Source organism: Peptoniphilus indolicus ATCC 29427 (genome assembly GCF_000227315.1).
Lineage (GTDB): Bacteria > Bacillota > Clostridia > Tissierellales > Peptoniphilaceae > Peptoniphilus > Peptoniphilus indolicus.
In genome coordinates this window covers 28,190-40,403 of the sequence record NZ_JH165062.1, presented here as the reverse complement: position 1 = coordinate 40,403, position 12,214 = coordinate 28,190, and the positions used below count along the sequence as shown (strand labels likewise).

The window sequence follows — 12,214 nt, the reverse complement described above, 5'->3', positions numbered from 1 at the left end:
TGCTATTCTATTAGTCATTATTTTAGCTATTTATGAAATGAGCAGAGCTCTTAATTTAATAAATATAAAACTAAATATTATAGCTATTATGGTAGGTTTAATTGGTATAATAGGCTTGCAGAATTTTAAATTTAAATATTTTTAGTAGTTTAATTGTAGTTTTTTTTGTTTTAGCTATTACTTATCTTTTCTCGAATAAGATATCCTTAGTAGATAGTGGAATGACGATACTAATATTTTATTATATTCCATTAAATTTAAGTCTATTAATAAGCTTAGATAAGACTCCATTTTTATACTTGGTATTTATCATAGCTTTTTCTACTGATACATTTGCATATCTTACAGGTTCTAAATTTGGAAGGATAAAATTATTAGAAAGTGTGAGCCCTAAAAAGTCTGTAGAAGGTTTTATTGGTGGAATTCTCGGATGTCTTATTTGTTCAATATTTTATTTAATCTATTTTAATCTAAATTTGAGTATATTGAGTGTAATATTTATTGTCTTGGCATCTGTTATGTGTCAGATCGGTGACTTATTTGCATCAAAGATAAAAAGACTTACGGGGATTAAAGACTATAGCAATTTATTGCCAGGACATGGAGGAATTATGGATAGGATAGATTCTATTATATTTATAATTCCACTTATATATTCTCTATTAAATATAGTCAATAATTTATAGTTTGGGAGGGAATATGAGCACATTAATTGGATCGATAATAGTATTTATGTTAGTAATAACCTTACATGAGTTAGGTCATTTTACAGTTGCTAAACTTTGCAATATAAAAGTTAATGAATTTTCAATTGGTATGGGACCAAAACTAGTAAGTGCTACAAAAGGAGAAACTTCATATAGTTTAAGACTGTTGCCAGTAGGTGGATATGTTGCTATGGAAGGTGAAGAAGAAAATTCCAATGACCCAAGAGCTTTTAATAATGTCAGTGTTTTTAAAAGAATGGCTGTTGTTATAGCAGGCGTAGTTATGAATTTTATATTAGCCGTTGTAGCATTCTTGATTGTTTTTTCAATTTTAGGCGTTAGAACTAATGTAGTTGAAGATGTAATTGACAATTCACCAGCAAAAATGGCAGGTATGATAACAGGGGATAGGGTTGTAAGAATAGAAAATGTCGAGATTATAGATTGGGATAATTTAGTAAGCAATATTTCAAGTAAAACAGATAAAGTTTCAATAGTTGTTAATAGAGACGGTAAGGAAATTTCATTTAATGTTAAACCAGAGTTAAAAGACGGAAGATATGTAATAGGAATTACTCCTAAAGTTCAAAAAAATTTTTAAGTTCTTTTACAGCTGCTTTTAAGCATACTCTATCCGTTATAAAAGATGTATTTAAAACAATAAAAATGCTTTTTAATGGAGATGCAAAAGTATCTATGTTAGCAGGGCCAGTAGGAGTAATAAATTTAATAGGTAAAGAAACAGCTAAAGGATATTTAAATCTTTTAAATATTTTAGGAATAATAAGTGCCAATTTAGCTATAATCAATTTATTGCCAATACCAGCTCTTGATGGCGGAAAATTTTTATTTTTACTTATTGAGTCTATAACAGGTAAAAATTAAGTGAAAAAGTTGAAAATTCTCTTAGTTTAATAGGTTTATCATTTTTATTTGGAATTATGATATATGTAACGATTTTTGGGGATCTAAACAGAATAATAAATGGGTGATTTTATGATTAATAGAAGGCAAACAAAACAGATTATGATTGGAAATATTCCTGTTGGTGGAGACGCACCTATTACAGTTCAATCTATGACAAATACCAAAACTAAAGATGTACAGTCTACAGTAGCTCAAATTTTACAATTAGAAAATGCAGGGTGCGACATTATTAGATTTGCTGTAAATGATAGGGATGACGCAGAAGCTATACAAAAAATAAAAAAATCTATTCATATTCCTGTAGTAGTAGATATACAGTTTGACCATAGATTAGCAATTATGAGTGCTGAGATGGGTGCGGATTGTATTAGAATAAACCCCGGAAATATCGGAGAAAAAAATAAAGTTAAAGAAGTGGTTGAAGTTTGTAAACACTATGGACTCCCTATTAGAATTGGTGTTAATTCAGGTTCAATTCACAAAGATTTGCTCTCTGAAATGGGAGGGGTAAATGCAAATTCTATTGTACAATCAGCTATGAGAGAAATAGAAGTTTTAGAAGATTTAAACTTTTTTGATATTAAAGTTTCTCTGAAAGCTTCAAATGTTAATTTATCAATAGATTCTTATAGTGAGTTTTCAAAAATATGCGATTATCCATTACATTTAGGAATAACTGAAGCGGGTCCAGCATTTCAAGGTGCTGTTAAGTCTGCTGTTGGAATAGGATATCTTCTAAGAGAGGGAATAGGAGATACTATAAGAGTTTCTTTAACATCTGACCCTGTTGAAGAAATAAAGGTGGGAAGAGAAATTTTGAAGTCTTTAAATCTTTTGACAGATGGTATTGAGATAATTTCATGTCCTACTTGTGCAAGAACAAATATTGATTTGTTAAGTTTAGTGGGAAAAGCTGAAAAGAAACTTTCTCCTATAAAGAAAAATTTGAAAATAGCACTTATGGGATGTGCCGTTAACGGTCCTGGAGAAGCAAGAGAAGCAGATATAGGAATTGCTGGAGGTATAGGAGAGGCTATCTTATTTAAAAAAGGTGTAATACTCAAAAAAATTTCTGAAGAAAATTTGTTAGATGAGTTAGTAAAAGAAATCGAAAATATGTAGGTATATTATGGAATTTAAAAAATTATTAAAAGAATTAAATTTAGAAAATAATTTTCCTAAAACTGAAGTTCAATTCAAAAAGTGTATATTAGATAAAAATAATTTAAGCGTTAAATTTGAATTTCTTTGTAATGATGAATTAACTGGCGAAAATAAATCTTTACTAGAGTCTGAGTTACAAAAGTATTTATCTGGTTTAAACGTTAATTGCAGTTTTGAAATTTCTAACTTTATATCCGTTGAAGACGTAGTAATTAATACATTAATAGAATATAGCCCATCTATTAGAAGTTGTATACAAGACATTGAAATCGTAACAAATGAAAGCAGTATAAGTATAGCTCCTCCTAAAGAGGAGTTATATTACTCTTTGACATCAAATGGGTTAAGTGAAAAGTTAAGAGAAAAATTACTTTCATTTAAGGAATATAAAATAGAATTTATAAAGCCAAAAGAAAATTTTATATGTAGTGAAGAAGAACTTGAAAAGAAATTAGATGAAATTCAAGAATTTGAAAAGAATTTAATTCAAAATACAGAAATCTATAGGGAAGTGGCTAAACAAGAGGTTGTGGTAGAACAAGAATTTAAGTACGGCAAAAAAGACATTTGTGAGATTTCTCAAATAGCTAATGTAAATTTAAATCAACCTAAGGTAACTATAATAGGCAAGATATTCAAAATTGACATCAAGGAAATAAAGGATTCAAAATTTATATATACAATTTCATTAAATGACCATTCAGGTTCTTATTATGCGAAAGTATTTTTATCGGAAGATAAAAAAGCAGAATTTGATGCTAATTTAAGTGTAGGTACTACAATTCTAGTTACTGGTAATCCTCAATATGATAATTTCCTAAGAGACCAAGCTTTATTTATAAGGTATTTAGAAATTGTTCCGGAAGAAGTCCCGGTGGACCAACAAGAAATCAAGCGTGTTGAATTGAGATTGCACACAAGAATGAGCACTATGAATGGAATTAATCCATTTAAAGATTTTGCTAAAAGAGCCAAAGTTCTTGGCATGAATTCAATTGCTATTACAGATGTCGCTGATGTTCAAGGGTTTCCTGAGGCGATGGAGGCGAGTAAAAATTATGACTTGAAGGTTTTATACGGATTGGATGCTAATTATATAGATGATGACCCTAAAATACTTATGTGTACAAATGACTCATCTTTAGAAAACAGAACGTTTGTAGTTTTTGATATTGAAACCACAGGTTTTTCTCCAAGAACTGATGAAATTACAGAAATAGGTGCAGTAAAAGTAAAAGATGGAGTTATAATAGACCATTTTTCTCAACTAATAAACCCTAATAGACCAATACCAGAAGAGGTCCAAAAATTAACGGGAATTACACCGGCTCTAATTAGTGAAGAACCGATGATTGATAAAGTTATATTTGACTTCTATGATTTCTGTAAAGATACTGTACTAGTTGCACATAATGCGGCATTTGATACAAGATTTATACGCAGAGATATGACTAAATATAATTTGAAATTTAATTTCGATGTAGTTGATACTTTATATCTAGCTAGGGCTTTAGTACCTGATATGAAAAGATTTAATTTAGGAGCTCTTTCTAAAAAGTTTGGAGTATCACTTGTCAATGCCCATAGAGCGGTAAATGACGCACAAGCTACGGCTTTAGTTTTTATAAAATTACTTGAATTAGCAAAGGATAAAGATGCAATTTCAAATTTAAATATTTTATCTAGCAATATAAATCCGGCAATACTCTTTGAGTCGCCAGTTTCTATTTTAGTTAAAAATAATATAGGGCTTAAAAATTTATATAAATTAGTTTCAGCATCTCATTTAAAATATGTTAATCGAGTTGCAAAAGTTCCTAAATCTTTAATAGAAAAATATCGCGAAGGTTTGTTAATTGGAAGTGGAACTTCTAAATCACCTTTGTTTGAAGCTGTTCTAAATATGGAAGATGAAAGTAAGATAAGAGAAATAGCAAAGTTTTTTGACTATATAGAGTTGCAACCTATTGAAGATAATATAGAGCTTATACAAAATGGAATGGTAAAAGATAAGAAAGATTTAGAGGAAATAAATACTTATCTTTATAATTTGGGAAGGGATTTAAATATTCCGGTAGTTGCTACTGGAGATGTATTTTACTTAGAGCCTGAAGATGATTTAACTAGAAGGATTATACTATCGAGCCAAACACCGCCAGTAAGAGGGGCAAATATTCCGAGAACTTTCTTTTTTAGAACTACAGATGAAATGCTTATAAGTTTTAGCTATTTAGGAGAAAGAGAATCCTATGAAGTAGTTGTTGAAAACACAAATAAAATAGCAGATTCTATTGAAAAATTAAATCCAATACCAGATGGCACTTATCCACCATCTATTGATGGAGCTGAAGATGATTTACGCAATATCTGCTATAGCAAAGCACATGAAATATATGGTGAAACTTTACCTAAGATAGTTGAAGATAGACTTGAAATAGAATTAAAAAGTATTATAGACAATGGTTATGCTGTGTTGTATATAATTGCACAGAAGCTTGTTGCTAAATCAAATGGGGATGGATATTTGGTAGGATCTAGAGGTTCTGTAGGCTCATCATTTGCAGCTACTATGGCATCTATAACTGAAGTAAACCCTCTTGTGCCACACTATGTATGCCCTAATTGTAAACATTCAGAATTTTTCACTAATGGAGAAGTTGGCTCGGGTGTAGACCTTGAAGATAAAAATTGTCCTGTATGTGGAACAAAGATGAAAAAAGATGGGCATGATATACCTTTTGAAGTATTCTTAGGATTTAATGGAGACAAAGAACCTGATATCGATTTGAATTTTGCTGGAGAATATCAACCAAATGCACATAAATATACAGAAGAGTTATTTGGTGAAGGCTATGTATTTCGTGCGGGTACAATAGGTACAGTAGCAGATAAAACAGCCTATGGATATGTCCGAAAATATTTTGAAAACCAATCGGTTCATTCAGCTGAAATAGATAGGCTAGTTAATAATTTAGTAGGTATTAAAAGAACTTCTGGACAACATCCTGGAGGAGTAATGATTGTACCAAAAAGTAAAGAAGTTTTCGATTTTACTCCAATCCAACATCCAGCTGATGACATAAATTCAACTGTAATAACTACACATTTTGATTACAACTTCATTCATGGTAAAATTCTTAAGCTTGATATACTAGGGCATGACGGTCCTACAATAATAAAGATGTTAGAAGATTTTACAGGTATAAATTCAAGCAAAATACCTTTAAATGACCCTGAAACTTTAAGTCTTTTTAGAAATGCAGAAGCTCTATGTTTAAATGAAGACATTTTTGAAACAAAGACTGGAACACTAGGAATTCCAGAATTTGGTACAGGATTTGTAAAACAAATGTTAATAGAAACTGAGCCTAGAAATTTTGCTGATTTAGTCAGAATATCTGGGTTATCTCATGGAACTGATGTGTGGACAAATAATGCTCAAAGTTTAGTAAATGATGGGAGAGCAGAATTATCAGATGTTATATGTACTAGAGAAGATATTATGACATATTTAATTCGTGCGGGTGCCGAAAATAAAATGGCATTTGATACTATGGAAAAAGTACGTAAGGGGAAAGGTCTTACAGAAGAACAAAAAAGTATAATGAAAAATCTAGCTCTTCCTGAATGGTACATTGAGTCTTGTGAAAAAATCAAATATATGTTTCCAAAAGCACATGCTGTTGCATATGTAACGCAGTCTTTTAGAATAGCTTATTTTAAATTAAATTATCCTTTGGCTTTCTATGCCACCTTTTTTACTATAAAGCTTAATGATTTTGATGGGGAACTTGTGCTTCAAGGATATGAAGCTGTTAAAAATAGAGTTGAGGAATTAAAAAAAGCGGATACTCTAACAACTAAGGAAAAAGGACAAATTACTATATTAGAGGTGGTTCTTGAGATGTTTGCTAGAGGATACGAGTTTGAAAATGCTGATATATACGAATCTAAGGCAAGTAGATTTTCTATAAAAAATAATAAAGTTTTACTACCGCTAAGGGCTTTTATAGGAGTTGGAGACTCTGTCGCTAAGCAAATAGTTTTGGAAAGAGAAAACGGACCTTTTATTTCAGTTGAAGACTTTAAAAAGAGAACAGGTACTGGAAAAAGTACAACTGAAATATTAAAACAAAATCATTTATTAGATGATTTTCAAGAAACTAACCAAATAAGCTTGTTTAATTTTTAGTTGCTTGAAATAATTTTTATATGTGATATAATTGAATTAATAAATAGAAAGTTACTAAAGAGTGGGTTTTCCCACTCTTGTTTTTGTAAATGGGGGTGTATAATGAGCAAGAAAGAGATAGTTGCCAAAATTAAAGAAGTTGCACTAAAGCATGCTGAAATACTTGGATATGAATTGGTAGATATTGAATATAAGATTGGCAATAAACATGATTCATTATCTATTTTTATCTACAGAGAAGACGGGATAGATTTAGATGATTGTTCTAAAATGAGTAGGGCTATAGATGAAGATATTGAAAACTTAGATATAATAGAAAATCCTTATTATCTAGAAGTATCTTCTCCAGGATTAGACAGACCATTAAAGACACAAGATGATTATAGAAGAAACATTGGTAAAGATGTAACAATCAAGCTATATGCACCAATTGATGGTAAAAAACAGATAGAAGGTTCATTACTTAATTATGATAAAGAAAATGTTGAAATCGAATCTGAATCTGATACCATCAGTATTCCAATCAAAGCAATTGCAAACATGGTGCAAACCATTAAATTTTAGGAGGAAGTATGAATCAAGAATTCATAGAGGCCTTAGATGAGCTAGAAAAAGAAAAGGGAATTTCAAAAGAAGTTGTATTTTCCGCACTTGAAGCAGCTATGGTTTCAAGTTATAAAAAGAATTTTGGGACAAGCCAAAATGTAGAAGTAAATATAGATAGAGAAACAGGTAAAATTGACATTTATGCATTACAAGATATAGTTGCAGATGAAGATTTAATAGACGATAAAACCCAACTTTCAATAAGTCAAGCAAAGAAACTAGACCCTAAATACGAAGTAGGAGATGTCTTCTCTAAAATGGTAGATCCTGCAAAATTTGGAAGAATAGCAGCTCAAACAGCTAAACAAGTAGTAATTCAAAGAATAAAGGATGCTGAAAGAGATATAATATTCGACGATTTTACAGATAGAGAAAATGAGATAATAACAGGTCAAGTTCAAAGAGTCTCATATGGGAATGTATTCTTTGACCTTGGAAAAACAGAGGCTATATTGTTACCTTCAGAGCAAATAAAAGGTGAGACGTATAAACAAGGTGATAGATTTAAGTTACTGTTAGTTGAAGTAAAGAAAACAACTAAAGGACCTCAAATAATATTATCAAGGTCCCATCCTAACTTAGTGAAAAGACTATTTGAATTAGAAGTTCCAGAAATAGCTGAGGGAATAGTTGAAGTTTATTCAATAGCAAGAGAAGCTGGTTCTAGAACTAAGATAGCTGTATTTTCAAAAGACGAAGAAGTAGATCCATTGGGAGCTTGCGTTGGATATAAAGGGGCAAGAGTTAAAGCTATAGTAGATGAGTTGCATGATGAAAAAGTTGATATTGTAATTTATAGCAAAGATATAGATACTTTTATAGCAAATGCATTAAGCCCATCTAAAGTAGAAAAAGTTTTTGCAAATGAAAAAGAAAAGTCAGCTCTAGTAGTAGTTCCAGACTATCAATTGTCTTTGGCAATAGGAAAAGAAGGGCAAAACGCTAGATTAGCGGCTAAACTTACTGGTTGGAAAATTGATATAAAGAGTACAACTCAGTATGAAGAGTATTTAGAAACTGAAAACATAACTGAAGAAGATTTATACGAAAGATATGGTTGTAAATCTGATTTTTCAGAAGAAGCAATAGAAAATTCTGAAGATTCAGTAGATGCTTCAGATGAAATTGAAAAAGATGAAAATTAGATTATATATTTAAAGGCGTTGGAGAATTTATGACAAAACCAAAAAAAGTACCTATGAGAAAATGTTTGGGTTGTGGAGAAAATAAACCTAAATCAGAACTTATAAGAGTTGTAAAAAATAAAGAAGGCGAAGTTTTCCTAGACGTTAGTGGTAGAAAAAATGGCAGAGGTGCATATCTGTGCTATGATGAAAATTGTTTGGACAAAGCAATAAAGTCTAAAGCTTTAAACAGAGCATTTGAAATGGAGATAGATGATGAAACTATTGAAGAATTAAAAAGATCCATTAAAGATATGCCTTAATTAGGAGGTGGCCGTATGTCAAAAATTAGAGTACATGCATTGGCGAAAGAATTAAACCTAAGTAGTAAGGATTTGCTACAAAAAATGGCAGAATTAAATATTGATGTAAAAAATCATATGTCAACATTAGAGCCTGAAGATGAAAAAAAGATAAGAAATGCTTATCATACTAAATCTGAAGAGCAAAAAAACACACAAAATAAAAATTCTGTTGTAAATGATGAAGTTAATAATTCAGATACGAAGAATAAACATATAAAAAATAATAAAGATAGTAAAGGTAAGAGTGGTCAACAACAATTGAATAAAAATTTCGATAATAAAAAAAACAAAGACACTGAAAAGAATAAAGAATTTAAATCAGATAAAAATTTTAGTAAAAAACATAATACAAAAGAAAATTTTAAATCTGAGGAAATAAGCATAGGTAAAAATAAAAAGAAGAAACATCAACACAATAAAATTGATATGGGAGAGTTAAATGAATCTGGAAACAGGAGAAAACAAAGAGATTTAACTAAAAAACTCCTGTTAAAAAAAGATCTAAGGCTCAAAAAAAACAAGATAAAATTGATGCTATAAAAAGTGATGATTCTCCTATAAAAATAAAAGCGCCTATAACTGTAAAGGAATTTGCAGAAAAATTATTTTTGCCAGTGACACAAATAATTTCTAAATTGATTGTTTTAGGGATAATGGCAAGTCAAAATCAGGAAATAGATGAAGACACTTGTATATTAGTAGCGGATGAACTAGGCGTAGAAATAGTTATAGAAGAACCAGAACAAGAAATTTCCATAGAAGAAAAGTTAGGACTTGATTACGAAGATAGCGAAAAAGACTTAAAAACCCGTCCTCCGGTTGTAACTGTTATGGGCCATGTAGACCACGGCAAGACTTCTATTCTAGACGTTATTAAAAAATCTCACGTTCAAGAATCTGAAGCAGGTGGTATAACTCAACATATAGGGGCTTACACTGTAACAGTAAACAAAAAGAAGATAACTTTCTTGGATACTCCAGGTCATGAAGCATTTACATCTATGAGATTAAGAGGAGCTTTAATAACAGATATAGCTATATTAGTAGTTGCAGCAGACGATGGTGTAATGCCTCAAACAATAGAAGCAATATCTCATGCAAAGTCTGCAAATGTACCTATCATAGTAGCTATTAACAAAATTGATAAACCTAGTTCTAATATTGACCGTGTAAAACAAGAACTTCTTGAAAACGGATTAATGAGTGAAGACTGGGGTGGAGATACTATAATGGTTCCTGTCTCTGCGAAAACTAAAGAAGGTATTGACGATTTATTAGAAATGATAAATCTAGTTGCAGAAATGCAAGAATTAAAAGCAAATCCTAATAGAATGGCAGTTGGTACTGTTATAGAAGCAAAATTAGATAAGGGTAAGGGCCCTATGGCTACTGTTTTAGTTCAAAAAGGTACACTTAACTTTGGTGATACTGTGGTATCTGGGGTAGCAAGCGGAAGAATTAGAGCTATGACAGATGATAAGAATAGAAATATTAAAAAAGCAGGTCCATCTATGCCAGCAGTAATTTTAGGTTTATCTGATGTGCCAAATGCCGGGGAACTTATCTATGCTGTAGAAGATGAAAAGACAGCAAGAACTATAGCCGACTCTAATAGAGAAGAATTAAGAGAAAATAGAATAAATTCAGGAAGCAAAGTTTCGTTAGATAATTTATTTGACAGAATAAAAGAAGGGGAAATGAAAGACCTAAATATCGTTGTTAAAGCCGATGTTAAGGGCTCTGTTGAAGCATTAATTCAATCACTTCTTAAACTATCTAATGAAGAAGTTAAGATAAATGTAATCCACTCAGGCGTTGGTGGAATTAATGAAAGTGATGTAACTTTAGCTTCTGCTTCAAATGCTATTGTCGTAGGATTTAATGTAAGACCTAATATTAATGCTATTGAACTTTCTAAGAATGAAGAAGTAGACGTAAGAACATATAGAGTTATATATGACATTATAGATGATGTAGAAAAAGCTGTAAAAGGTATGCTTGATCCTGATATCGTTGAAGAGGTCATGGGAAGATGTGAAGTTAGACAAACATTTAAGCTCCCTGGGAATATAATAGTAGCTGGTATTTATGTACTATCAGGTAAGATAGTTCGTAATGCTAAAATAAGGGTTTTAAGAGAAGATGTAGTTATTCATGAAGGTGAAGTAGCATCTCTTAAGAGATTTAAAGATGATGTAAAAGAATTAAATACTAGCTTTGAAGGTGGTCTTGGAATAGAAGGATTTAACGATGTTAAAGATGGAGACCTTATAGAATGTTATATTATGAAAGAAGTTAAGAGAGATTAATATGAATTCAAAACGTACACAACAAATATCAGAAGAAGTTAGAAGAGCTATATCTGATGTAATACAAAATAAATTAAAAGATCCAAGAGTTCCTGATATAGTTAGCGTATCAAGAGTAGATGTGACTAATGACTTATCATTTGCAAAAGTGTATATATCATTTTTTACGAATGAAGTAGAAGAGGCTATGCAAGGAATTAACTCATCTAAAGGTTTTATAAAAAAAGAACTTTCTAGAATGATTAAGTTAAGAGCTATGCCTGAACTTATATTTATTCATGATGATTCTATTGAAAGAGGCTTGGAAATGAATAGATTAATAAATGAGGTAAACCATGGTAATAGAAGAGATAGCTAAAGCCATTAGTTCTGCTAATACCATTTATGTAGCATCCCACATGAATCCAGATGGAGACAATGTGGGATCTCTAATGGGAACTTATATAATTTTAAAAGAATTAGGGAAAGATGTTAAAGCTGTTGTGATAGATGAAATACCTGAAAATTTAAAATTTTTACCTAGACTTTCAGAAATAGTTACCGATGAAGGATTAGACGCTCCAGATTTATTTATTACAGTGGATTGTGCGGATTTAGATAGAATAGGAAATTTAAAAAATTTATACCTTTCTGCAAAGAAGAAGATAAACATAGATCATCACAGTACAAATACTAACTTTGGAGATATAAATTTAGTAGATTCAAATTCTCCTGCAACTTGCGAACTGGTATTTTATTTGTTTAATGATTTAGGTTATGAAATAAATACTGATGCTGCAACTTGTCTATATACCGGAATCTCTACAGATACAGGAAGTTT

10 protein-coding genes and 1 pseudogene are annotated in these 12,214 nt (G+C 30.7%); all 11 read left to right on the top strand.

The window, feature by feature from the left end; all coding sequences use genetic code 11:
- Positions 1-122 precede the first annotated feature (122 nt).
- Positions 123-686, top strand: a complete 564-nt coding sequence (locus tag HMPREF9129_RS06215; protein ID WP_083827181.1) for a phosphatidate cytidylyltransferase — start codon at positions 123-125, stop codon at positions 684-686.
- A gap of 13 nt (positions 687-699) precedes the next feature.
- Positions 700-1,308, top strand: a complete 609-nt coding sequence (locus HMPREF9129_RS12385; protein WP_004821582.1) for a M50 family metallopeptidase — start codon at positions 700-702, stop codon at positions 1,306-1,308.
- Between the two features lie 65 nt (positions 1,309-1,373).
- A complete protein-coding gene (locus tag HMPREF9129_RS12380) occupies positions 1,374-1,592 on the top strand; it encodes a site-2 protease family protein (protein ID WP_004821581.1) in 219 nt (72 codons plus the stop codon).
- A gap of 111 nt (positions 1,593-1,703) precedes the next feature.
- Complete coding sequence (gene ispG / locus HMPREF9129_RS06205) at positions 1,704-2,756, top strand: flavodoxin-dependent (E)-4-hydroxy-3-methylbut-2-enyl-diphosphate synthase (RefSeq protein WP_040552661.1); 1,053 nt, start codon at positions 1,704-1,706, stop codon at positions 2,754-2,756.
- A gap of 7 nt (positions 2,757-2,763) precedes the next feature.
- A complete protein-coding gene (locus tag HMPREF9129_RS06200) occupies positions 2,764-6,990 on the top strand; it encodes a PolC-type DNA polymerase III (protein WP_004821577.1) in 4,227 nt (1,408 codons plus the stop codon).
- Between the two features lie 102 nt (positions 6,991-7,092).
- Positions 7,093-7,554: a ribosome maturation factor RimP gene (gene rimP, locus HMPREF9129_RS06195; protein WP_040552658.1), complete on the top strand. Its 462-nt coding sequence runs from the start codon at positions 7,093-7,095 to the stop codon at positions 7,552-7,554.
- 8 nt (positions 7,555-7,562) lie between these two features.
- Entirely contained in the window at positions 7,563-8,741 is a 1,179-nt protein-coding gene (gene nusA / locus HMPREF9129_RS06190) for a transcription termination factor NusA (RefSeq protein ID WP_004821573.1), read from the top strand.
- Positions 8,742-8,770: 29 nt separating this feature from the next.
- Positions 8,771-9,043, top strand: coding sequence for an RNase P modulator RnpM (gene rnpM, locus HMPREF9129_RS06185; protein ID WP_004821570.1), 273 nt, complete (start codon positions 8,771-8,773; stop codon positions 9,041-9,043).
- 15 nt (positions 9,044-9,058) lie between these two features.
- Positions 9,059-11,394, top strand: a pseudogene (infB, locus tag HMPREF9129_RS06175) (translation initiation factor IF-2).
- 1 nt (position 11,395) lies between these two features.
- Positions 11,396-11,752, top strand: coding sequence for a 30S ribosome-binding factor RbfA (gene rbfA / locus HMPREF9129_RS06170; protein WP_004821565.1), 357 nt, complete (start codon positions 11,396-11,398; stop codon positions 11,750-11,752).
- Positions 11,730-12,214 (top strand): DHH family phosphoesterase (locus HMPREF9129_RS10655; protein ID WP_004821563.1); only part of this gene is annotated, 485 nt, incomplete at its 3' end. The genes rbfA and HMPREF9129_RS10655, both read left to right, overlap by 23 nt.

Excerpts from the sequence above, each read along its gene's own strand:
- rimP (WP_040552658.1), top strand. The coding sequence starts at position 7,093 with ATGAGCAAGAAAGAGATAGTTGCCAAAATTAAAGAAGTTGCACTAAAG.
- rbfA (WP_004821565.1), top strand. The coding sequence starts at position 11,396 with ATGAATTCAAAACGTACACAACAAATATCAGAAGAAGTTAGAAGAGCT.
- HMPREF9129_RS12385 (WP_004821582.1), top strand. The coding sequence starts at position 700 with ATGAGCACATTAATTGGATCGATAATAGTATTTATGTTAGTAATAACC.
- ispG (WP_040552661.1), top strand. The coding sequence starts at position 1,704 with ATGATTAATAGAAGGCAAACAAAACAGATTATGATTGGAAATATTCCT.
- nusA (WP_004821573.1), top strand. The coding sequence starts at position 7,563 with ATGAATCAAGAATTCATAGAGGCCTTAGATGAGCTAGAAAAAGAAAAG.
- rnpM (WP_004821570.1), top strand. The coding sequence starts at position 8,771 with ATGACAAAACCAAAAAAAGTACCTATGAGAAAATGTTTGGGTTGTGGA.
- HMPREF9129_RS12380 (WP_004821581.1), top strand. The coding sequence starts at position 1,374 with ATGCTTTTTAATGGAGATGCAAAAGTATCTATGTTAGCAGGGCCAGTA.
- HMPREF9129_RS06200 (WP_004821577.1), top strand. The coding sequence starts at position 2,764 with ATGGAATTTAAAAAATTATTAAAAGAATTAAATTTAGAAAATAATTTT.